The 23,524-nt window shown below is 55.0% G+C and carries 21 protein-coding genes; 3 read left to right on the top strand and 18 right to left on the bottom strand.

All coding sequences use genetic code 11. The annotated features are described in order from the left end of the window. Positions 1–190 precede the first annotated feature (190 nt). The 3 genes from ACX8ZY_RS08660 (at position 191) to ACX8ZY_RS08650 (ending at position 1,994) form a co-directional block, all read left to right on the top strand. Positions 191–1,189, top strand: a complete 999-nt coding sequence (locus ACX8ZY_RS08660) for an aldo/keto reductase (protein ID WP_158149245.1) — start codon at positions 191–193, stop codon at positions 1,187–1,189. A 74-nt stretch (positions 1,190–1,263) separates the two neighbouring features. Continuing rightward, entirely contained in the window at positions 1,264–1,581 is a 318-nt protein-coding gene (locus tag ACX8ZY_RS08655) for a type II toxin-antitoxin system RelE/ParE family toxin (RefSeq protein WP_158149244.1), read from the top strand. Between the two features lie 80 nt (positions 1,582–1,661). Continuing rightward, positions 1,662–1,994: a HigA family addiction module antitoxin gene (locus ACX8ZY_RS08650; RefSeq protein WP_039391120.1), complete on the top strand. Its 333-nt coding sequence runs from the start codon at positions 1,662–1,664 to the stop codon at positions 1,992–1,994. 162 nt (positions 1,995–2,156) lie between these two features. Here ACX8ZY_RS08650 and flhE read toward each other — a convergent pair whose 3' ends face one another. From flhE to otsB, 18 genes are all read right to left on the bottom strand, one after another. Then, positions 2,157–2,549, bottom strand: a complete 393-nt coding sequence (flhE, locus tag ACX8ZY_RS08645) for a flagellar protein FlhE (protein ID WP_050679619.1) — start codon at positions 2,547–2,549, stop codon at positions 2,157–2,159. Then, positions 2,549–4,642, bottom strand: a complete 2,094-nt coding sequence (gene flhA, locus ACX8ZY_RS08640) for a flagellar biosynthesis protein FlhA (RefSeq protein ID WP_010258569.1) — start codon at positions 4,640–4,642, stop codon at positions 2,549–2,551. Before flhA ends, flhE begins: the two co-directional genes overlap by 1 nt. Beyond that, positions 4,635–5,786: a flagellar biosynthesis protein FlhB gene (gene flhB / locus ACX8ZY_RS08635; RefSeq protein WP_010258565.1), complete on the bottom strand. Its 1,152-nt coding sequence runs from the start codon at positions 5,784–5,786 to the stop codon at positions 4,635–4,637. The genes flhA and flhB overlap by 8 nt, the downstream gene beginning before the upstream one ends. 188 nt (positions 5,787–5,974) lie before the next feature. Continuing rightward, positions 5,975–6,616, bottom strand: coding sequence for a protein phosphatase CheZ (cheZ, locus tag ACX8ZY_RS08630; protein WP_003849160.1), 642 nt, complete (start codon positions 6,614–6,616; stop codon positions 5,975–5,977). A 9-nt stretch (positions 6,617–6,625) separates the two neighbouring features. Next, a complete protein-coding gene (cheY, locus tag ACX8ZY_RS08625) occupies positions 6,626–7,015 on the bottom strand; it encodes a chemotaxis response regulator CheY (RefSeq protein WP_010258559.1) in 390 nt (129 codons plus the stop codon). A gap of 39 nt (positions 7,016–7,054) precedes the next feature. Then, positions 7,055–8,104: a protein-glutamate methylesterase/protein-glutamine glutaminase gene (locus tag ACX8ZY_RS08620; protein ID WP_010258555.1), complete on the bottom strand. Its 1,050-nt coding sequence runs from the start codon at positions 8,102–8,104 to the stop codon at positions 7,055–7,057. Further along, positions 8,104–8,976 carry a protein-glutamate O-methyltransferase CheR gene (gene cheR / locus ACX8ZY_RS08615; protein ID WP_010258551.1) on the bottom strand — a complete coding sequence of 291 codons (873 nt, stop codon included), beginning with the start codon at positions 8,974–8,976 and terminating at the stop codon, positions 8,104–8,106. The genes ACX8ZY_RS08620 and cheR overlap by 1 nt, the downstream gene beginning before the upstream one ends. A gap of 80 nt (positions 8,977–9,056) precedes the next feature. Beyond that, the gene (locus ACX8ZY_RS08610) at positions 9,057–10,733 is read right to left on the bottom strand and encodes a methyl-accepting chemotaxis protein (RefSeq protein ID WP_033778982.1); all 1,677 of its coding nucleotides are present in this window, start codon (positions 10,731–10,733) and stop codon (positions 9,057–9,059) included. Positions 10,734–10,839: 106 nt separating this feature from the next. Next, positions 10,840–12,402, bottom strand: coding sequence for a methyl-accepting chemotaxis protein (locus ACX8ZY_RS08605; protein WP_022625501.1), 1,563 nt, complete (start codon positions 12,400–12,402; stop codon positions 10,840–10,842). A gap of 194 nt (positions 12,403–12,596) precedes the next feature. Further along, positions 12,597–14,270, bottom strand: coding sequence for a methyl-accepting chemotaxis protein (locus tag ACX8ZY_RS08600; protein ID WP_425020958.1), 1,674 nt, complete (start codon positions 14,268–14,270; stop codon positions 12,597–12,599). Between the two features lie 161 nt (positions 14,271–14,431). Then, positions 14,432–14,929, bottom strand: coding sequence for a chemotaxis protein CheW (gene cheW, locus ACX8ZY_RS08595; RefSeq protein ID WP_010258541.1), 498 nt, complete (start codon positions 14,927–14,929; stop codon positions 14,432–14,434). 23 nt (positions 14,930–14,952) lie between these two features. Beyond that, positions 14,953–16,935, bottom strand: coding sequence for a chemotaxis protein CheA (cheA, locus tag ACX8ZY_RS08590; protein ID WP_181955347.1), 1,983 nt, complete (start codon positions 16,933–16,935; stop codon positions 14,953–14,955). Between the two features lie 11 nt (positions 16,936–16,946). Continuing rightward, positions 16,947–17,888 (bottom strand): flagellar motor protein MotB, encoded by a 942-nt coding sequence (gene motB, locus ACX8ZY_RS08585; protein WP_010258536.1) that lies wholly within the window; start codon positions 17,886–17,888, stop codon positions 16,947–16,949. Beyond that, complete coding sequence (motA, locus tag ACX8ZY_RS08580) at positions 17,885–18,772, bottom strand: flagellar motor stator protein MotA (RefSeq protein ID WP_003849139.1); 888 nt, start codon at positions 18,770–18,772, stop codon at positions 17,885–17,887. Before motA ends, motB begins: the two co-directional genes overlap by 4 nt. Before the next feature lie 133 nt (positions 18,773–18,905). Further along, positions 18,906–19,484: a flagellar transcriptional regulator FlhC gene (flhC, locus tag ACX8ZY_RS08575; RefSeq protein ID WP_010258532.1), complete on the bottom strand. Its 579-nt coding sequence runs from the start codon at positions 19,482–19,484 to the stop codon at positions 18,906–18,908. Then, positions 19,481–19,840, bottom strand: a complete 360-nt coding sequence (gene flhD, locus ACX8ZY_RS08570) for a flagellar transcriptional regulator FlhD (protein ID WP_060680403.1) — start codon at positions 19,838–19,840, stop codon at positions 19,481–19,483. Before flhD ends, flhC begins: the two co-directional genes overlap by 4 nt. A gap of 1,018 nt (positions 19,841–20,858) precedes the next feature. Continuing rightward, positions 20,859–22,295, bottom strand: coding sequence for an alpha,alpha-trehalose-phosphate synthase (gene otsA / locus ACX8ZY_RS08565; RefSeq protein WP_060680405.1), 1,437 nt, complete (start codon positions 22,293–22,295; stop codon positions 20,859–20,861). Continuing rightward, positions 22,292–23,080: a trehalose-phosphatase gene (gene otsB / locus ACX8ZY_RS08560; RefSeq protein WP_022625498.1), complete on the bottom strand. Its 789-nt coding sequence runs from the start codon at positions 23,078–23,080 to the stop codon at positions 22,292–22,294. The genes otsA and otsB overlap by 4 nt, the downstream gene beginning before the upstream one ends. Between the last annotated feature and the right edge of the window lie 444 nt (positions 23,081–23,524).

Raw genomic sequence — 23,524 nt, 5'->3', positions numbered from 1 at the left:
GAAGCACCACCACACTCTTCTTCCTTCTTAATCCCCGCTCAACCTGTTGCTGAGAGCTTACTGTGTCGACATGCCGGATGTATATCTGAAGCCCTTTCATTTGCCTGATACCTTTTTTGCATGACGGAAAGAGCAATTCATTGCTTTCACGCGGAGTGAAACAATCGCGTCTCACATACGAGGAGCGACAATGAAAAAGCGAACGTTAACTCAGGGTCTGGACGTCAGCGCAATCGGCTATGGCGCGATGGGGCTCAGCGAATTTTATGGTCAGACCGATGACTGTCATTCCCTGCAACTGCTCAATAAGCTGCGCGATCTGGATATCACCTTTATCGATACCGCCGATCTTTACGGTCGCGGTCACAACGAGCAGTTGATAGGTCAGTTTCTTGCCGGGCTCAATCGGGCCGAACGGCTGAAGTTCACCGTGGCCACCAAATGTGGCATTGAACGTCCTGCTGACGAGGCCTATGCCCGCACCATCAACAACCAGCCGGACTACATTACCCGCTGCTGCCATGCATCACTGAAACGGCTGGGCGTTGAGCGTATCGATCTCTTTTATCTGCACCGGATCAGTCCGGCGACACCGATTGAGGAGAGCATGCAGTGTCTCAGCCGTCTGGTGCAGGAGGGAAAGATTGCCCGGATCGGGCTGTGTGAAGCGTCGGCTTCAACACTGAATCGGGCGCAGGCGATCCATCCGCTGGCCGCGCTGCAAACGGAGTATTCACTCTGGACGCGTGACATCGAAGAGGAGATTCTCCCTATGGTGAAAAAGCTCGGTATCGGACTGGTGCCCTATTCGCCGCTGGGCAGAGGATTCCTGACGGGTAAATACCGTAAAAACAGCGATTTTGCCGAGGGTGATTTCCGCAAAAATAATGACCGTTTCCGGCAGGAAAATATCGATCACAATCTCCAGCTTCTTAACGCGGTGACGCCACTGGCTGAGAAATATCACGCCACCACCGGGCAGATTGCGCTGGCCTGGCTACTGGCCCAGTATGACAAAATTGTGCCGATACCGGGCACCAAACAGATCGCTTACCTTACTGAAAACGCGCAGGCCGCAGATATCGAGCTGGAAGAGGAAGATATCGCGATGCTGAACGCTGTTCATCAGCAGATTGAAGTTAAAGGCGGTCGCTACTCTGAGGAGGGAATGAAGGGGGTGAACGCCTGAATACAAACTACGCACTTGCGCACTGTGCGTCGGTGCGTTAAATTGTTTTCAGTGTGATACAGGGAGGTAATGAGGTGGCGACGTTAAGGAATATTGAAAGTTTCAGGGATGACTGGCTTAAGGATTATTTTTTAATTGGCAAATTTTCCAAAAGAATACCGTCAAACCTCTCATCAGCGCTGGCGCGAAAGCTCGACATCATCAATGCGGCGATTAGCTATAAGGATTTAAAGTCGCCGCCAGGCAATCGTTATGAGGAACTAAACCCGCCTCTCAAGGGATATGCTTCAATCAGGGTCAATGAGCAATATCGGCTGATCTTTAAATGGATAGAAGGTAAGGCCGTTGACCTTTATCTGGATGCTCATAGTTATAAAACGCACAAGCGATGAAAACTGAGCCTGGCTGCATCAGGCGCTGTAAGACAGCATGTAACACATCAACCTCTGTCAGTAATAAAGAGAGCAAGACTATGAACCAGGCGACCCGCAAACCGACCACTGTCGGTGATGTATTACTTTACGAATATCTGGAGCCAACCGGCCTGAAGATTCTCGACTTAGCGGAGATGCTCAAAGTGCACCGCAACACCGTCAGCGCTCTGGTCAACAATAACCGGAAGCTGACGCCGGATATGGCTTTCAGGCTGGCTGCAGCTTTCGAAACCAGCGTTGAGTTCTGGCTTAATCTGCAAAACAGTGTCGATATCTGGGAAGTGATGCATGATGCCAGGGCACAGGAGGAGATCAGTCGCGTAACACCGTTGAAGGATTTTCTGGCGCAGAAAGAGAATCAGCTGGCTTGAAAAGCTTTATAACGCACTGGTCATGACGGGATTTGAAACGGGTCAATTATCTGTCAGCCGCTGGGTCAGGGTTAGCATCGGTTTACAGCCAGGGTCATCACATAACAAGGGAGCCAGGAGGCGATCTCCGGCTCGCCTTCAGTCAATTCAGCAACGATATCCTTACTCGTAATTGACCATTACTTCACTGCTCACCACCCGTAATCCGGGTGGTAGCGCCCCGCTTCCGGCGAAACCAAACACCATATGCAGGGTCTCACCGGCGCTCAGATGTGCCAGCCCGCGCGTGGTGCCGCTTGCCCCCTCCAGGGAAGTGCAGCGCTGTTCGCCGCACAAGCGCACCTGCAGGCCGGACGGGGCCGGTCTGCTCAGCTGATAACGCCAGTTAATAACGCTGACCTCCCCGCCAATGTCGGCGGGCGGCGTCAGCGGCTGCGCCCGTTGCCAGCTGCCGCGGTTCGCCAGCAGCGGCCCATTCGCCGTGGCACTCCAGGCACCACCGGCCGCCTGCGCCATCAGTGGCAGCATCACGAATGCCATCACCAGCCAGCGCATTATTTACCTCCGATGGTGGCAGTCATACGGATCTGACGGTTGTCGCTCAGCTCCAGATTAGAGAGCACCACCAGCTGTGGCAGATTGCGGCGCAGGAAACGCGCCAGCAGCGCACGCAGCGGATGATTGACCAACAGCACCGGTGGCGCACCCAGCATCTCCTGACGCTGCAATGCCGCCTGTGCCTGACTTAACAGCCGATCGGCCAGACCCGGCTCCAGTCCGCCACCGCCCTGCAACGCCTGTAACAGCAGGCGCTCCAGCGTGGAATCGAGCCCGATAACCTGCACTTCGTCATTACCCGGGAACCACTGCTGAGTAATCGCACGGCCCAGCGCCACACGCACCACGCTGGTCAGCTCCTGCGGATCGCTCTGCACCGGCGCATGTTCCGCCAGCGTTTCGATAATGGTGCGCATATCGCGAATCGACACCCGCTCCACCAGCAGGTTCTGCAGCACCTTGTGCAGGGTGGTCAGCGAGATCACTCCCGGCACCAGATCTTCGGTCAGCTTCGGCATCTCCTGAGTCACACGATCCAGCAACTGCTGCGCTTCCTGACGGCCAAACAGCTCGCTGGCGAACTGGCCAATCAGATGGTTAAGGTGGGTTGCCACCACGGTACTGGCTTCAACCACGGTAAAGCCCTGAATCTGTGCCTGCTCTTTCAGCGCGCTATCAATCCAGACCGCCGCCAGTCCAAAGGCGGGATCAACGGTCGCTTCGCCTGGCAGACTTCCGGCAGCCGTGCCCGGGTTAATCGCCATCCAGCGGCCAGGATAGGCATCACCGCTGCCAATCTCCACCCCTTTCATCAGGATGCGATAGCGTGCCGGTGGCAGCTCCATGTTGTCGCGGATATGCACTACCGGCGGCAGGAAACCGACATCCTGAGCGACTTTCTTACGGATACTGCGGATACGTCCCAGCAGCTCACCGTTTTGCTGATGATCGACCATCGGAATCAGGCGATAGCCCACTTCCATGCCCAGCGTATCTTCCAGCTGCACATCGGTCCACGACGCTTCGGTGGCGGCTGGCGTATCCGCCGTTTTGGCGATGCCGCCCGTGACTTCCACTTTCTTCTTCGGCTGCATTTCGCGGCCGCGCAGCCACCAGGCCAGACCCAGTAAGGCGGCGGTGAACAGCAGGAAGACGAAGTTCGGCATGCCCGGCACCAGACCGAGCAGACCAATCACGCCGGCGCTCAGCATCAGCACGCGCGGATCTTTGAACAGCTGGGTGACCATCTGTTCGCCGACATCCTGATCGGTGGCAACGCGCGTCACGATAACACCGGCTGCGGTAGAGATAACCAGCGCCGGGATCTGCGCGACCAGACCATCACCGATGGTCAGCAGCGTATAGGTCTCTGCGGCATGACCCACATCCATACCGTGCTGCACCACGCCCACCAGCAGGCCGCCGATGACGTTGATCACCATGATCATAATACCGGCGACGGCATCACCACGAACGAACTTACTGGCACCGTCCATCGAACCGTAGAAGTCCGCTTCCTGGGTCACTTCGGCACGGCGGCGTTTGGCGTCATCTTCACCGATCAGACCGGCGTTGAGGTCGGCATCGATCGCCATCTGCTTACCGGGCATCCCGTCCAGCACAAAGCGCGCGCCCACTTCGGCGATACGGCCAGCACCTTTGGTGATAACCATAAAGTTGATGATGACGAGGATGATAAACACCACGATACCGATGGCGAAGTTACCGCCCACCAGGAAGTGACCGAACGCTTCAACCACCTGTCCTGCCGCGGCGGCACCCGTATGCCCTTCCATCAGGATGATACGGGTTGAAGCCACGTTCAGCGCCAGACGCAGCAAGGTAGAGAACAGCAGAATGGTCGGGAACGCCGCAAACTCCAGGGTCCGCTGGGTGAACATCGCCACCAGCAGGATCATGATCGACAGCGCAATGTTAAAGGTGAACAGCAGATCGAGGATGAACGGCGGTAATGGCAGAACCATCATCGACAGGATCATCAGGATCAGTACCGGCCCGGCCAGCACCTGCCACTGCATATCTTTAAAGTTGCCCGGTAAACGTAGTTTTGCGGCCAGGTTATTAGCCATCGTTTTTGCTCTCTCCTGCAAAGTCCATCTCTGCCGGAACCGGCAGGTTTTTTGGTTTGGTTGGGATCAGGCCGCCTTCGCGCTTCCAGCGACGCGACTGCCAGACCCACGCCAGCACCTCGGCCACGGCGGCATAGAGCGCGCCGGGAATGTGCTGACCAATTTCAGTATGTCGGTATAACGCACGCGCCAGCGGCGGTGCTTCCAGAACCGGGATGCGGTGTTCGGCAGCCAGTTCACGAATTCTCAGGGCGATCTCACCTGCGCCTTTCGCCACCACTTTCGGCGCACTCATCTTCTTCTCGTTGTACTGCAGTGCCACCGAGTAGTGCGTCGGGTTGGTGACGATGACATCGGCTTTCGGCACATCCGCCATCATTCGGCGTCGCGCTGCGGCGCGCATCTGCTGCCGGATGCGCCCTTTAACGTGCGGGTCACCTTCCTGCTGCTTATGCTCGTCGCGGATCTCCTGCATCGACATTTTCAGCTTTTTAAAGTGGCTGTGCAGCTGCCAGAAGACGTCATACCCGACCATCGGGATCAGCCCCAGCATCACCAGCGAACAGCAGACTGCGATCATCTCCATGCCGTGAATCAGCGCGGTGACGGGCGCTTCGCTGATCAACCGCAGCATCTCGGGCCAGTGGCTCCAGATGTACCACCAGCCCACCGAGCCAACCAGAATAGTCTTGAGGATGCCTTTAAACAGTTCGGTCCAGGCCTGCGCCGCAAACATTCGCTTGAACCCAGCCATCGGGCTCATCTTCTTCAGGTCGAACTTGATCGATTTACCGCTGAAAACGATACCGCCCAGCAGCATGGGCGCGGCGATTGCCACCAGCACCAGACCGCCCATCAATGGCAGCAGCGCCATCAGTGCCTGCGTGATCAGGCTGCCGATGTGGCTGACGATAATTTTGTCATCTCTGACCATGCCGTGATCAAAACGGAGTCCGGTGGCGACCATCGCCGCCAGCCGGTGCGCCATCATGTTGCCGCCCATCCACAGGATCATGATGCCGGCCAGCAGCATCAGTACGGATGTGAGTTCGCGCGAACGCGGAATCTGGCCCTCTTCACGCGCTTTCTCAAGTCGGTGGGCCGTGGGCGATTCTGTTTTGTCTTCGTCGCTATCTTCAGCCACGACAAACCTCGGTTGGCAGGAATTCTGAGCATAGGATGCCAAATCTGGCTTAAGTTAAAGCGGAGATAAGATGAAGAAAACAGGCGTTCTTTCGGGGATGGGTCTGACAATGCGGAACGGGGCCACCCGAAGGTGACCCTGTTTATTATAACCTGCAGCTGTTTTGCCCGCCCGCAGGCGGACGAAACCTAGAACCCTAAGCTGTCCAGCAGGTCATCAACCTGATCCTGGTTCGCCACCACGCCCGGTGCATCGGCGTGAATCTGCGGACCGTTCAGCAGGCTGGTGCCTTCCTGACGCTTCTCAGCGCTGACTTCTGGCATATTCTCCAGCAGCACCATTAACAGCTGGCGCTCAATTTCCTGGATCACATCCATCATGCGCTTGATCACCTGACCGGTCAGGTCCTGGAAATCCTGCGCCATCATGATTTCAAGCAGCTGCTTGTTGGTAAAGGCGGTATGCTCTGGCACGGCGGTGAGGAATGCGCGCGTATCCGTCACCAACTCCCGCGCATCACCCAGTTCAATCGGGTTCTCAAACCACTCATCCCAACGCCCTTTCAGCTGGGTTGCCCCGGCTTCCATCTTATCCTGATGGGGTTGTGCTGCTTCAACACAGTTCAACGCACGGTCAGCGGCCTGCGCCGTCATCTGCACAACATAATCCAGACGGTCGCGGGCATCAGGAATGGCTTCAGCCGCATCGGCTATGGCTTTATCCAGCCCCAGCTCGCGCAGGCTGTCGCGCAGCATGCGCGTCAGAGAGCCAATACGTGAAATGATGTCGTGTGCCGCGGCATCCTCAGTTGGTTTCGGAAAGTCGCTCATCACATCCCCTTACATGCCCAGTTTTTCGAAAATTTTACCCAGCTTTTCTTCCAGGGTTGCCGCAGTGAATGGCTTCACGACATATCCGCTGGCACCGGCCTGGGCGGCGGCGATAATGTTCTCTTTCTTCGCTTCCGCGGTCACCATCAACACCGGCAGCGAACTCATTGCCGCGTCGGCACGAATGGTCTGCAGCAGCTGCAGGCCATCCATGTTTGGCATGTTCCAGTCGGAAATCACGAAGTCGAAACCACCCGCTTTCAGTTTGCCGAGGGCGTCCACACCATCTTCCGCTTCTTCTACGTTATTGAAGCCCAGCTCTTTCAGCAGGTTACGCACAATACGACGCATCGTATTGAAGTCGTCTACTACCAAAAAGCGCATGTTTTTATCAGCCATATCTACTCCTGAGTTGTCTCGCCCGGCGGGACGGGCCTGTTAAATACGCAATGCCTGTCCGGCGCTAATTTTCGCCAGCATGTGCTGGCTGATGTTGCTTAAATCCACGACTTCGCTCACGCCGCCTGTGGCAATGGCCTCACGCGGCATGCCAAATACCACACAGCTGGCTTCGTTCTGGGCGATAGTCCAGGCGCCTGCCCGATGCATTTCCAGCATCCCGGCGGCACCGTCGTTGCCCATGCCGGTGAGGATGACCCCCACCGCATTTCGTCCGGCGTAAGTTGCCACCGATTTAAACAGCACGTCCACAGAGGGTTTGTGCCGGTTAACCGGTGGTCCTTCATTCAGTTTCACCACATAGTTGGCGCCACTTCGGGCCAGCTCCATGTGCATTGCGCCTGGCGCGATGTAGGCATGGCCTGGCAGAATACGCTCACCATCTTCAGCTTCTTTCACCGTGATCTGACACAACTTGTTCAGACGCTCGGCAAAAGAGCGGGTAAAGCCTGGCGGCATATGCTGGGTAATCAGCAGTGCCGGGCTGGTCGCCGGTAACGGCTGCAGCACATGGCGAATCGCCTCGGTACCCCCAGTGGAGGAGCCAATCGCAATCAGCTTCTCACTACTCAGCAGCGGGCCCGCTTTCAGCGTCGCCGGCACCGGCATCGCTGCACGGTTGTGCAGTCGGGCACGGGAGGCTGCACGAATTTTGTCGCCAATCATCTGACTGTAAGACAGCATCCCTTCGCGGATACCGAGCTGTGGCTTGGTGACGAAATCCACCGCTCCCAGCTCCAGCGCGCGCAGGGTAATTTCAGAGCCTTTCCCGGTCAGCGATGAAACCATCACCACCGGCATTGGCCGTAACCGCATCAGTTTTTCCAGGAAATCGAGGCCATCCATGCGCGGCATTTCCACATCCAGCGTCAGCACCTGCGGATTGAACTGCTTAATCAAATCGCGGGCGACCAGCGGATCGGGCGCCGTAGCGACCATCTCCATATCCGGATGGCTGTTGATGATTTCAGTCATCAACTGCCGCATCAGCGCAGAGTCATCTACGCACATCACGGTGATTTTGCTCATCATCTTTCCTTCGTCAGTCCATAGACGGTTTGCCCGCGCAGCCAGAACTCTTTACTGATCTGACTGAAGTTTTCTGAATGACCGGCGAACAGAATGCCGCCCGGCTTCAGGAGCGGGACAAACCGACGCAGAATCTTCTCCTGCGTCTCTTTATCGAAATAGATCATCACGTTGCGACAGAAAATAGCGTCGAACTGACCCGGCAGCGCCCAGTCATTGGCCAGCAGGTTAAGCTGCGCGTAAGTGACCATATTGGTCAGCTCGGGACGCGCCCGCACCATACCGGCATGAGGACCGGTGCCGCGCAGGAAGTAGCGCTGCATTTGCGCGGGTGACAGCGTACGCAGCTCCTCCTGGCGATAAACACCCGCCACCGCTTTTTCCAGCACCTGGGTGTCGATATCGCTGGCATGAACCTGGAACTTGCCCGGTCCGGTGCCCAGCGCTTCCGCCAGCGTCATGGCGATGGAGTAAGGCTCTTCGCCGGTTGACGCTGCGGTACTCCAGACGCTGAAGTTGCCCTGTCGCTTACGTGCATGCTCCGCCAGAATCGGGAAGTGATGCGCTTCGCGGAAGAACGCGGTCAGGTTGGTGGTCAGGGCATTGATAAACGCCTGCCACTCGGCACTGTTCGGATCGGACTCCAGCAGCGCCAGGTAGCGACCGAAATCATCGATATTCAGCGTACGCAGGCGACGAACCAGACGGTTGTAAACCATCTCACGCTTGTGATCGGCCAGTACGATACCGGCACGCTGATAGATCAGCTGGCTGATACGACGAAAATGCGTATCGGAGAGCGGTAAACGCTGCACCATTTGCGACAGCAGCGTTGTCGTCTCATTTTGATCTAAAATTGTCGATTTTTTCATCTCTGCACCTGGCCCGAACTCAATACATTATTTGTCTGCTGCGATGCCCGGCGGCTCAATAGCGGCCGGGCCACGGGCGTTTAAAAGGTTTCCCAGTTGTCGTCGCTGCGGGTAGCAGGCGAACGACCAACGGCTAACGGTGCATCTGACTGGAGAGTTTTCATCGCCGTTGTCTTGTTAACGGCCTGAGCGACAAATTCTTTACCAATATTGAACACTGATACCGCTTGTTTTAAGTGACTTGCCTGATCTTCGAGCGCTGCAGCCGCTGCCGCTGACTCTTCGACCAGTGAGGCGTTCTGCTGGGTGACGCGATCCATCTCGGTCACGGCAAGCCCCACCTGGTCAATGCCACGGCTCTGCTCGTCTGACGCTGAGGCGATCTCACCCATGATGTCGGTGACGCGGGTGACCGCGCTGACGATGTTGCTCATGGTGTCACCGGCGCTCTCTACCAGCACCGAGCCGGTATTAACGCGGCTAACCGAATCTTCAATCAGACCTTTAATCTCTTTGGCGGCCTGGGCGCTGCGCTGCGCCAGGCTGCGCACTTCACCGGCAACGACCGCAAAACCGCGACCCTGTTCACCGGCACGTGCCGCTTCAACCGCCGCATTCAGCGCCAGGATGTTGGTCTGGAAGGCGATGCCATCAATCACACTGGTGATATCGGCAATCTTTTTGGAACTGCCGGCAATTTCTTTCATGGTGGTGACCACGCCATCCACCACTTTGCCGCCCTGCTGCGCGGTTTCAGAGGCAGTCAGCGCCAGCTTGGACGCCTGACGGGCGTTTTCGGCATTCTGCTTCACGGTCGCGGTGAGCTGCTCCATGCTGGCAGCGGTCTGCTCCAGCGAAGCGGCCTGCTGTTCGGTACGTGAAGAGAGATCGTTATTGCCGATGGAGATTTCACTGGCACCGGTATAGATGGCATCAGAGCCGTCTCGTACGGTACGCACGGTGCGGACCAGCTCCTGCTGCATGTGCTGCAGCGAAGTGAGTAACTCACCGATTTCGTTACGCACACTAATCTCAACCGGCTGGGTCAGATCGCCCCGTGCGATGTGCTGGATATGCTCAATACTCTGACGCAGCGGACGGATCAGCACCGAGCGCATCACGTTCCACACCAGGATAATCATCAGCAAGGTCACTGCCAGCGTGGCGATGACAATAGTGATGGAGCGGTTATACGCGTGCTGGTTGGCTTCCACACCCTGCTGAGACAGCGCTTTATTGTGCTCAAGCCACTCGCTGTAATCTTTCTGGAACTTGTCCTGGTAGCTCTGGGTCGGCTGATCCACAAAACCTTTGAAATTGCCGGCGGTGAAGAAGACCATCAGCTCCGCCAGCGCATCGTGATAGGCCTTGTAGTTCGCCTGTAACGCCCGGACGTTTTCGGCCGTTTTACCTTCTTCTGACAGGTTATCGTTGAATATCTGATAGCTGACTTCAGCCTGCTTCAGCTCCTCACCCGCCAGGGCGACCAGCTCTTTCACGCTGGCACCCGAGCCCGACATCTGTGCATCCTGCAGAAAACGGATACCGGCGCGGTTAAGGGTGTTGCGCGCCTGAACCAGCGAAACCCATGAGGTGCCCATCGCCTGTTGCAGAGTATTCAGGCGTTGGTTGTAGGCAAAATTCTCTTTATCTGAACTGACAGTTTTGAAAAACATTCCGCCGGAAAACAGCTGCAGCAGCGCAAACAGCGCCAGCACACACAGCAGGCCGGAGACGACTCGTACTCGACTAAACATAAACACCTCATTGGTTGGCGATTCGTGTGTATTTATCGGCGGAGACGGGGGGAACTTTATGCATGGCGACGGCTTTACGCCGCCGCCATGTTGAAAGAGGAAAAAATCAGGCGCGGGAAATTTTGAAAACGGAGACGGCCTGGGTCAGGACGCTGGCCTGCTGCTCCAGTGCGGCCGCAGCGGCGGCAGACTCCTCAACCAGCGAGGCGTTCTGCTGGGTGACGCGATCCATTTCGGTAACGGCCAGACCGACCTGCTCGATACCGCGGCTCTGCTCATCGGAAGCCGAGGCGATCTCACCCATGATGTCGGTAACGCGGGTCACGGCACCCACAATCTCATTCATGGTGCTGCCGGCGCTTTCAACCTGCAGTGAACCGCTGTTGACGCGTGACACCGAGTCTTCAATCAGGCCTTTAATCTCTTTCGCAGCCTGGGCGCTGCGCTGGGCCAGACTGCGCACTTCACCGGCCACCACCGCAAAACCGCGACCCTGTTCACCGGCACGTGCCGCTTCAACCGCCGCATTCAGCGCCAGGATATTAGTCTGGAAGGCAATGCCGTCGATCACGCTGATAATGTCCGCGATTTTCTTCGAGCTGCCGGCGATCTCTTTCATGGTTGTGACCACGCCATTCACCACTTTACCGCCCTGCTGCGCGGTTTCGGAGGCGGTCAGCGCCAGCTGGGATGCCTGACGGGCGTTGTCAGCATTCTGCTTCACCGTGGCAGTGAGCTGCTCCATGCTGGCAGCGGTCTGCTCCAGCGAAGCGGCCTGCTCTTCGGTGCGGGCCGACAGGTCGTTGTTACCGGCGGCGATTTCGCTGGCACCGGTAAAGATGGCATCAGAGCCGTCACGCACATTCCCCACCGTCATCACCAGCGACTGCTGCATCTCATGGATGCCTGCTGCCAGCTGGCTCATCTCATTACGCCCCTCAACCACAATCGGCTGGGTCAAATCGCCGGAGGCAATAGCGCGAATCTGTGCCAGCAGCTGTTGCAGCGGCTGAATCAGCACCTGACGCAGGCCAAACCAGCAGGTAATAATCACCGCAAGCACCGCAACACCAATCGCGGCCAGCAGCCACATCATCTGTTTAAAGGCTTTCTGGTTCTGCGCCATGCCCTGATCGGAAAGCTCAGTCTGACGCGCACGCCATTTGTTGTAGCTCTCCTGCATCGCGACCTGTTTCTGCTCAATGTTCTGTTTAAACATCCCTTCCAGGTCACGCGCCTGCAGACTTTTTACCATCGCCTTCAGGCCGTTTTCGTAGTTAGCGTAATCCGCTTCAAGCGTGTCGCCCATGGTTTCGTCAAGACCTGACGTGGTTGGCAGATGGTAATAGATTTTAAAGTGGCGATCGGCTTCCGCTAACTGGGTATTGGCTTTGTTGATCAGCTCATCAAGCTGACCGCCGTTCATCTGCGAGGCCATGCTGGTCTGTAAGCGCAGCATGCCGCGGTTCAGCGTGGTACGGCTGTTGTTCAGTGAAATATAGGCGTCAGTCATCTCGGTGACATTGCGATTAGAGACCTGCGACAGCGCAAAGGACTCTTTGTCTTTATTGAGGGCTGACCAGAAAAGGCTGCCAGCGACTAACTGGAGCGCGCCAAAGATGACCAGGACTGCGATTAAACTGGTTACCACTTTTATTTTTTTTAACATCTTGTTCCCCTGCAGGTTAATTTAGGTGCAGCGGCTATATCGGCGATGTAACAGGATTAATTAACGCTATTCAGCGCTTTCAGGAGAGAAGTGGCTTTTGTAATTATTTTTATCAGCATGAGCTGCTGAGTTTGGCTTTACGCAGAGGAATCGCGAGGGGTTGCTGCGCATCCTGCAGGATGCGCAGCGTGACATCAGAAGGTTTCCCAGTGAGTATCACTGACCGGCGCCGTCAGGGCTTTGCGTGGTGCCAGCGCCGCCGTAGCGGGTGCGGCAATCGGCAGATGCTTTGTCAGCGTCTGCTGCAACGCGCCGCGTTTAATTTTGAAGACCGACACTGACTGACTTAACCGGCTGGCCTGATCTTCCAGCGAGGCGGCTGCCGCAGCGGACTCTTCCACCAGCGAGGCGTTCTGCTGGGTAACGCGATCCATCTCAGTGACCGCCTGCCCGACCTGATCGATACCGCGACTCTGCTCGTCCGACGCCGAGGCGATTTCACCCATGATGTCGGTGACGCGCTTAACCGCACTGACGATATCGCTCATGGTTTCCCCGGCGGTGCCGACCAGTTGCGAACCGACATTGACCCGGTTCACTGAGTCGTCGATCAACCCTTTGATCTCTTTTGCCGCCTGGGCGCTGCGCTGCGCCAGATTACGCACTTCGCCCGCGACCACGGCAAAACCGCGACCCTGCTCGCCGGCACGCGCCGCTTCAACGGCGGCGTTAAGCGCCAGAATATTAGTCTGGAAAGCAATGCCATCAATCACGCTGGTGATATCGGCAATCTTCTTCGAGCTGCCGGCGATTTCGCTCATGGTTTTCACGACACCCGCCACCACGTTGCCGCCTTTTTCTGCGGTTTCTGAGGCGCTGAGTGCCAGCTGTGATGCCTGGCGGGCGTTTTCGGCGTTCTGTTTCACCGTGGCAGTGAGCTGCTCCATGCTGGCCGCCGTCTGCTCCAGTGACGCCGCCTGCTGTTCTGTGCGGGCAGAAAGATCATTGTTTCCGGCAGAGATCTCGCTGGCACCGGTGAAAATCGCATCCGAGCCGTCACGCACATTGGTCACCGTGCGCACCAGTGACTGCTGCATGTCATGCAGACTGGCCGCGAGCTGAGTCATCTCATTGCGCCCTTCCACCACAATCGGCTGGGTTAAATCGCCCTGGGCGATATGCTGGATGTGATTAATGCTGCTGTTGAGGGGTGTCATCACGATTTTGCGCAATCCAAACCAGCAGAGCACGATCACGGCGACCACGACGGCCATGATGGTGGAGAGGATCCACATCATACGGCTGTAAGCAGAACTGTTCTCTTCAACACCAAGCGTAGTCAGGCGATTCTGATCGGCTCGCCATTCACGGTAAACCGTCAGAAACGCACTCTGGCTTGGCGCCACCGGGGCTTTACCGGCCGCAATCAGATCGTTTGCCTGTAGCGCCGTCTGCAACTGATCCAGCGCAGCGCCATAGTCGCTGTAGCGCTGCTCCAGCTGGTTGTTTAACTCACTATTCTGTCCCGGCGTATCGGGTGTCTCTTTAAAGACTTTGAAAAAACCGGCGGCCGCCTGCTGAAAGTTTTTGCTGTCGTCAAACAGCGTGGCGACATCGGCCGTTTTGCCTTCCAGCTTACTGGTGGCGAAACGCAGCTGAATACGGGTCAGCAGCACCCGGCTCTGGTTAAGACTCATATAGGCGTCGTTGAGCGACTGCGTATTTTGCATCGCCAGCTGCGACACGGCGAAGCTTTGCTTGTCGTGGCTTAATGCGGAGTAGAAAACAGAACCGGAGAAGGCCTGTAACAGCCCAAACACCAGCAACACCAGTAACAGGCTGGTGACAACACGGATTTTCGTTAACATGAGTAACCCTGAAGAAAGTAGGTAATTAAAGTGACTGAGGGATTATCGGCAGGTGACAGCGGGAAATTAGAGTGCAATGCGGCTTTATTCTATGAATAGAAAGGAATTATCGCTCAGTGAAACTATCACGGGCCAGCCATAACCGGCCCGTGATGATTCAATTACGCGCTACGCAGGTTATCCACCAGCGCCATCTCGTCGCTGCTCAGCAGCTTCTCAATGTCGACCAGAATCAGCATGCGATCGCCCAGCGCACCCAGACCGGTCAGGTACTCGGTGGACATGGTCACAGCGAACTCTGGTGAAGGACGGATCTGATCCTGGGTCAGCGACAGCACATCAGAGACGCCGTCAACCACGATACCGACCACGCGATTTTCCAGATTCAGCACGATAACCACGGTGTTTTCATTGTACTCAACATCGGGCTGCGCAAACTTCACGCGCAGATCGATAATCGGCACGATTACGCCGCGCAGGTTAGTGACGCCGCGGATAAATTCAGGGGTATTTGCGATACGCGTTACCTGATCGTAACCGCGAATTTCCTGAACTTTGAGGATATCGATGCCGTACTCTTCGTCGCCCAGCGTGAAGACCAGAAACTCCTGACCCACAGTTTCGCCAGCGATTTTTGTCACGGTTGCCATTCCATTCATGTTATTTACCCTTTCGTTATCAATCAGGCGGCAGCGCCAGCCACACGTTTTTCACGGTTAAGTGATTGCAGTGCTGAAACATCAACAATCAGCGCCACGCTACCATCGCCAAGAATGGTGGCGGCAGAGATGCCCGGCACTTTGCGATAGTTACTTTCCAGGTTCTTCACCACCACCTGATGCTGGCCAATCAGCTGATCGACCAGTAGCGCGTAACGTTTGCCCGCGCTTTGCAGGATTACCACGATGCCCTGAGTGGCCTCGGTTTTGGCATCCTGCACATCAAAGACGTTCCACAGCTCGACCAGTGGCAGATATTCGCCACGCACTTCCAGCACGCACTCGCCACCGGCCAGCGGTTTCAGCTCTTCGGCGCGCGGTTGCAGCGACTCCATCACCGCATTCAGCGGCAGAATAAAGACTTCATCGGCCACACGAACGGACATCCCATCAAGGATGGCCAGGGTCAGCGGCAGCAGGATACGAATGGTGGTGCCTTTGCCCTGCTTCGAGGCGATTTCGACGTGACCGCCCATCTCCTGAATATTTCGTTTCACCACGTCCATACCGACGCCGCGTCCTGAAACATCCGTCACCTGCTCTGCGGTGGAGAAGCCCGGTGCGAAGATCAGCATGCCGACCTCTTCGTCGCTCATGTTCTCGTGAACCGGCAGGCCCGATGAGAGGGCTTTAGCCAGAATACGTTCACGGTTCAGACCTGCACCATCATCAGACACTTCAATGCAGATGTTGCCGCCCTGATGTTCCGCTGAAAGCGTCAGGTTACCGGTTGCCACTTTACCGGCCACCAGACGTTTCTCTGGCGTTTCGATACCGTGGTCAAGGCTGTTACGCACCAGGTGCGTTAATGGATCGATGATGCGCTCAATCAGGCTCTTATCGAGTTCGGTTGAGCTGCCCAGCAGCGTCAGTTCGACCTCTTTGCCGAGTTTGCTGGCCAGGTCACGCACCAGACGCGGGAAGCGGCTGAAGACATATTCCATTGGCATCATACGAATCGACATCACCGATTCCTGCAGATCGCGGGCGTTACGCTCCAGCTGACCCATGCTGTTCAGCAGGTCACCGTGCGCGACCGGATCGAGTTCGCCGGAACGCTGAGCGAGCATTGACTGGGTAATCACCAGTTCGCCCACCAGGTTGATCAGCTGATCGACTTTCTCCACCGCAACACGGATGCTGGTGGATTCGCTCGATTTGGCAGGTGCCGCGACGCGCTTACTTTCACGCTTCACTGCGGCCACCGGCAGTTCGGTGACGGTGGCAGTGTGAACGTCTTCCACCACCGGTTCGGCCTCGGCAGCAACAGCAACTGGCGCGGCAACGGCTTCGTCTGCTGCCGGGAAGCGGATCTGTGCTTCGTCGATGACGAAGCAGAGCACCGCCACGATGTCATCTTTACCGACGCCATCAATGCAGACATCCAGCGTGGTGCTGCCTTTCTGTACGTTGGTCAGGGTGCCGAGATTACTCATCTCTTCCAGCATCAGATCGACCTCTTTCTCTTTGAGATCGATCAGCTGTACACGCAGGCCGCTGGTGCTGGCCGGTTCTGCGCTGGCAGTGGCAACACTGGCCGGAACATCAACCGGCAGACCTTTGGCCTCTAGCGCCAGCTGGCGCAGCGCTTCACAGATATATTTGAAGCTCTCCGCGTTAGGCTCCTGCGCGGTTTTATAAGCATCGAGCTGTTCCTGCATAATATCTTTGGTTTCCAAAAACAGGTTGATGATGTCGGTGCTGAGCTGCATCTCGCCGCGACGAGCACCATCCAGAATGTTTTCCAGGATATGAGTCGTTTCCTGTAATACCGTAAAACCAAAGGTTCCGGCCCCACCCTTAATGGAGTGAGCGGCACGGAAGATGGCGTTAAGCTGTTCCGAATCTGGCTCCTGCGGGTCTAAGCCCAACAGGTGTTGTTCCATATCCGCTAATAGCTCATCGGCTTCATCAAAAAACGTCTGGTAAAAATCGCTGATGTCCATACTCACGGGAATCACCTCGGCTGTGAGGGGGCTGCTGTATTCACCGCGCCGCCTGGTGTTGCAGGTGCGGTAATCTGTTCAATGGCCGCCGGATCGCTGATCTGGACGGCATCACTTTCTGCGTTCTCTTTTTCTATTGCCGCTTCGGTGTCGTGGTTCAACACCAGCAGGCTGATGCGGCGGTTAACGGCGTCATTACCGCCACGATTTTTCAGGCGCATGGTGTCGGCCATACCCAACACCCGTAAAATTTTTCCGCTGTCTAAGCCGCCCATCACCAGTTCACGGCGTGAGGCGTTAGCACGGTCTGTCGACAGTTCCCAGTTGCTGTAGCCTTTGTCACCGCTGGCATACTGAAAATCATCGGTATGTCCGGCCAGGCTGATGCGGTTCGGAATGTCGTTAAGGACTGGCGCTATCGCACGCAGAATATCGCGCATATAGGGCTCAACCTCGGCCCGACCGGTCTTAAACATCGGGCGATTCTGGCTGTCGATAATCTGAATACGCAGCCCCTCTTCCACCATGTTGATGATCAGATGCGGGCGCAGCGCTTTCAGACGTGGATCCGCTTCAATCAGCTGGTCGAGCTTTTCACGCAGCCGGTTAAGGCGAATCTCATCCAGCTTGCGTTTCTGGGCGTCCATATCGACGACTTTGTTCACTTCGCCAATCTTTTTAGTCGGATCATCACCGCCGCCGGGGATCGGGCTCTCGCTGTCGCTGCTGCGCGCCCCGCCGGTAATCGCTACCTTCAGCGGTGTTTTGAAGTAGTCTGCTATCTGCACCAGCTCCTGCGGGTTGGCGATTGAGAGCAGCCACATCACCATAAAAAAGGCCATCATCGCCGTCATAAAGTCGGCGTAGGCAATCTTCCACGATCCGTGGCTGCCTTCATGGCCTTTATGTTTGCGCTTTTTGATCAGCACAATTGGGCGATTGCCGTGTTTCATGAAGCCTCGTCTGAAGTCTGTTTAGCCGGGTTCTTGGCGTTACGTACGTGCTCTTCCAGTTCGCTGAACGACGGGCGCTCGGCGGAATAGAGCGTCTTACGACCAAATTCCACCGCAATCTGCGGCGCGTATCCGTTCAGGCTCGACAGCAATGTCACCTTAATGCACTGCATCATCTTGGTGGTTTCCGCACACTTCTGACGCAGCACTGACGAGAGTGGAGAGACAAACCCGTACGCCAGCAAGATGCCCAGGAAGGTGCCCACCATCGCATGCGCGACCAGCGCACCGAGTTCAGCGGCTGGACGATCGGCCGAAGCCAGTGCATGGACCACGCCCATTACCGCGGCGACGATACCGAATGCCGGAAGACCATCACCCACTGCAGCAATACTTTGCGCTGGTACGTCACACTCGTGTTCGTAGGTCTCAATCTCTTCATCCATCAACGCTTCGATTTCAAAAGCGTTCATGTTGCCGCTCACCATCAGGCGCAAATAGTCAGTAATAAAATCCACTAACTGTTTATCGGCAAGAATGCGGGGATAATTAGCAAAAATTTCACTCTGGCTGGGATCTTCAATATCGCGTTCCAGCGATAACATACCCTGCTGACGCGACTTCGCCATCAGGCGATAAAGCAGCGCCATCAAATCCATGTAAACCGCTTTGTTGTACTTGGAGCCGCGAAATAACTTAGGCAGCGCCTTCAGCGTTTTTTTAATCGACTTACCGTTGTTGCCGACTAAAAAAGCACCGGCACCGGCACCGCCGATCATTAATAATTCGGCTGGCTGATAAAGCGCGCCCAGATGGCCACCTACCAGCGCATATCCGCCCAACACGGAGCCTAAAACAATCAGGTAACCTATAATTATCAGCACAAAAAAATCCTTACGTCCGTAACGTGTTGGTGGAAGTTAAGCCAGAGAGCCGCAGATGTTATTCCTGAACCGCAAGCAAAAAAAAAGCAGCGGTATTAACCGCTGCTGGATGGCTTCCACAGTGCGAACAAACTTAAACGGCGTGTTTAACCTGTTCATCCAGCAGTTGTGGAAACATATCGGCAGGTTCTGCAGAAAGTTTACGTCTTTTTACTGCCCGTGACGGTGGCTGGCACAGGCTGCAGGTAAAGCTGCCAACCGGCTGATGCGCATGATTAATAAAGCTGCCGTTGCAGCTTTTACAATCTGCCAGTTCCAGCATACCGCTATCAACGAATCGGACCAGGGTCCAGGCACGAGTCAGCGCCAACAGCGGGCCCTCGTCCGATTGAGGACACTGTTCAAGATACAGGCGGTAAGCTTTAATCACGGCATCGACGCCGCTGCACAACCCGGTTTTCAGCAAAAACTTCCAGGCGTTACAGAACATAGAAGCATGAATGTTCTGCTCCCACGTCATAAACCAGTCCGTAGAGAACGGCAGCATACCTTTCGGTGGCGGACTGCCACGTAATTCTTTATAGAGCTTAATGAGACGACCGCGGCTCAGTTGGGTTTCGCTCTCAAGCATCTGTAAGCGGGCACCTAATGTAATGAGCTCCATCGCGAGATGAATATCACGTGCTTCCTGAACAATACTTTTCTCACTCATGACATTGCTCTCTTTTTAGCAGGTGCATCATCTTTATCTTTAGACGCATTACGCAGTAAACGGCTCGATAATAAAATGCCGGTGTGGATTTGTTGTAAATCATCCACGCGTGATTCCTGCGTCAGGCGATTAATGGTGCTGCTATCGGTAAAACGAAACTGGCAAACCAGTTGATTGGTTTCCGCCATTTTTACCATCTCAGGCAATGTTAATTCAGATAATGCATTCGCCATTTTCTCGTCAATTCCGAGGCGAAACATTGCAGAAGCTTTATCCTGGTTAATTAAACGCTGCGCAAGCAGTAAATAAGACAAGTTGAGATCGTAAATATGTTTCAGTACTTCAGAGGTGCCCATTATTTTTCCATCCTGAGAGATGCGACGTAACTGTATCGCAGAATAAATCTGCGGTTCTAGCTGCTGTTTGTTAAATCAAAAGATGGCAAAAAAAACTTCACGTAACGTTAATGTCACCGTTTTCGCCTTCCATTTTTGTGTGGGTTTCAGACCCACCGAAGGTCGAAAATCCATGCCATTTTATTTTCGATTTCTGGACATCTTCCGTGACGTCTTCTTACATTTTTTAGGACTATTCCGAAAACAACGCAAATCTATATCGTCTGATTTCGACATACAACGACAGTGATGTGAAATTTTAGATAAAGTGTGACGCAGGTCACACTTTTAACGCAAATTTCTTCAGCAACCCTTTACCATTACTTACCGACTGGTCATTTTTTGAGCAAAAAAGCCCGATTTTAAGTCCAATTGGTCCTGAGAAAGGTTTAATAGGGGGTAAAAGCATCGCTATTCGACGCTTTGCGCAGTCCGGAATGAATATCGGGTGTTAATCGTTTTAACACCCTATTTAGAACCACCCAAAGAAAGGTTATCAGCATATTATGCTGCTGTGACGTGCGGTTATTTGCTTTTAAATTAGTTACTTAAGGGGAGTATCGCAGAGGGTGAGTAATGAAATCGTTAAGGTTTATACGGCAGCAGGTCAGATTTCTGGCAACCTGACGTTAACAGTGGTGGTGGGGTGTACAGACTCTGATTCCCACTGTAACAAGGGGTTATATAAGAAAGTCGAATGAATTAACGAAGGGTTATGCGTTGGCACTATCACTATCGGCAGCCTGAAGAGAAACTTGAGTAAAGAAGGTAAAGAAAGCGGCAGGGGCTGACAGGACGGGGGTTTGCGGGCTTACCTGCATTTATCGGGCCACTCCGGGCAGCCACTGACGTTATCAGCGTAGAATCGTAGCAAACGGTCATTAACAGATAGCAGGCAAGTTTTCTGTGACCTGGGCCGAAAAAAAACAGCGACGCCGTAGAGGCGCCGCTGCTTTCATAACCTGAGTCAGAAGAGATATCAGGCGAGTTTTGGGAAGGTCGCGACCTTGTTAACCGTGTTGTGGTCAACGCTGCGCGGTTCAATGCGCTCCAGGTCTTTCAGGAAGCCTTCACGCCAGGCGGTAATATCATTTTTACGCAATACCGCCATCATGTCGTTGTAGCGTGAAATCCTTTCGGTACGCGGCATAGTAATCGCCCTATCCAGCGCGGCTGCCACTTCATCACGGTCATACGGATTTACAATCAGCGCGGAGGTGAGCTCGTTAGCCGCACCCGCAAAGCGCGACAGCACCAGTACACCGGGATCATCCGGGTCCTGCGCAGCCACGTACTCTTTCGCCACCAGGTTCATACCGTCACGCAGCGGCGTAACCAGACCGACATCGGTCAGACGGAAGATTTTCATCAGCAGGCGACGGTCAAAATGCTGGTTAAGGTAGTAGAGCGGGGTCCAGCCCAGCGTACCGTATTTACCGTTGATGCGCCCTGCTTCGGTTTCCAGCTGATGACGGATATCCTGATACGCCTGCACATCGCCGCGCGAGGTCGGCGCAATCTGCGAGTAGCGAATTTTGCCGCGATGCTGCGGGAAGTTCTCCAGCAGCGCTTCATAGGCAAGAAAACGCTCAGGCAGACCTTTGGAATAATCAAGACGTTCGCAGGCAATAATATTGCGTGCATCGCCCAGCTCTTTCTTCATGGCGGCCATTTTCGGTGGCAGCGGCCCTTCGGCCATCTCTTTAATACTGTCTGGCTCAATCCCGATGGGATAAACCTCAGTCATAAAGGTGTTGCCAAAGGCGCGATGTTTTTTGTCGCCCTTATTCTGCAGCTGAGTGAGCTGGCTGACGCTGTCGAGGAAGGCCACCCGATCCGATTCGGTCTGGAAACCCAGCAGGTCATATTCGCACAACATTTCCAGAAGCTCTTTGTGCGGCGGCAGCGCATTAAATATTTCAGGCGTCGGGAAAGGAATATGCAGGAAGAAGCCGATGCGGTTATTAATGCCCGCCCGACGCAACGCGGCTGCAAACGGTAAAAAGTGATAATCGTGGATCCAGACAATATCATCCGGCTTAATCAGCGGTTTTAAACGCTGTGCCACCGCATCGTTAACGTCGCAATACCCTTCCCAGGCTTCCCGCTGGAACTGAACCAGGTCAAGGCGATAATGGAATGCGGGCCAGATGACAGTGTTTGAGAACTGGCAATAGTAGAGATCGTAATCGTTCTGGCTCAGCGGGAACGAGGCATACTCAATACCTTCATGTTCCTGAACCGTGACTTCTTCTACCTCTTCGCCTGTGTACTCGCTGATTTCACCGTTCCAGCCAAACCACAGTCCACCGGTGCTTTTCAGTGCATCGAGAATACCGACGGCCAAACCGCCAGCGCTGGTTTTTGACCCATCGGGCATGGCGACACGGTTAGATACAACCACTAAACGACTCATAACCTAAACTCCTTACCGACGTTGTCTTGATCTGATAGTAATAATGTTCTTTCCAGCCAGCCGTAAACCGCATCGACATCATGAAGCCGATAATGGGCCTGGGTGGAACCTTCTCCGACTTTGATCGAGACGCCCTGCCGTGCGTTCACGGCCAGAAAGCCCTTCTCATCCGTCAGATCGTCGCCAATAAAGACCGGCGTACGTCCGGCAAAAGGGGGCTGCTGCATAAAGTCGCTGATTGCGGCGCCTTTATCGATACCTGCCGGTTTAATCTCAACCACACATTTCCCCGGCTGAAGCGCCAGTCCGGGAAAACGTTTCACTGACTGTTCAGCCAGTCGCATCACATCCTGCTCATGCTGCATCGCCTGGCGGTAGTGAAGTGCGAAAGCCATGCCTTTTACCTCCAGCTGGGTGCCAGGCCAGGATGCCATGGCATCCTGCAATTCCGCCCTGAGCGATTGCTCCACCTCGACCGGCAGGCTGATGCGTTGCAGATTACCCTCTGCATCACGGCGCTCAGCACCATGTACGCCCGCAGCCGGGCCGTACCAGGGAGCGGCCAGCGCATCGAGTTGTTCTATAGGTCTGCCGGAGACCAGCGCCAGCGCGCCCTGCGAGAGTGCAGAGAGCTGCTGCAGTTGCGCGATGACCTGCTCAGGAATAAATACCGCTTCGGGACGGGACTGAATCGCTGCCAGCGTGCCGTCGACATCAAAAAAGAAGGCGTACTGCCCGCCGCTTAATGTCGGGTACCTGGCATGGGTGTCTGCCGCTTGGGTCACGTTACTTCTCCTGAAAATCGAATTTTAATAAAACATTGAGTTAAAACAAGAATGTCCTGACGCAGTCAGGTCAGCAAGCGGGAAATTCTGATAAAGCGGTGATTGAGGGATAAAACGCGGTAACGGGATAGGTCACTCTCCTCAAACTTGCAAGCGCATTGCTGACAATACTGGCTAACTGAGAACATCTTCACAGTAAGTGTAGTCATTAACAGGGGTTATGCCAGAAAGATGCAGGTTTCATGCCAGCCGCTGCGGTTAAGTCAGCATAAAAGCACCATTCAATTCTGCTTCGCTTCCGATGATCAGGCCAGACACGATCCGCTGCTGACTGGAGTCACGCACGTATCGCACCCGGCAGAGTCGGCTCCCCGAAAGCTTAAGGCTCTTAAGGTATTCCTAATATTGAAAGCGCATTCTCGTGACACTTTTATTACTCTGGTT

The sequence above is a fragment of the Pantoea sp. XAF26B01_ASV70 genome (assembly GCF_054512635.1).
The sequence above is the reverse complement of the archived record's forward strand: the minus strand, read 5'-3'. Positions and strand labels throughout refer to the sequence as shown.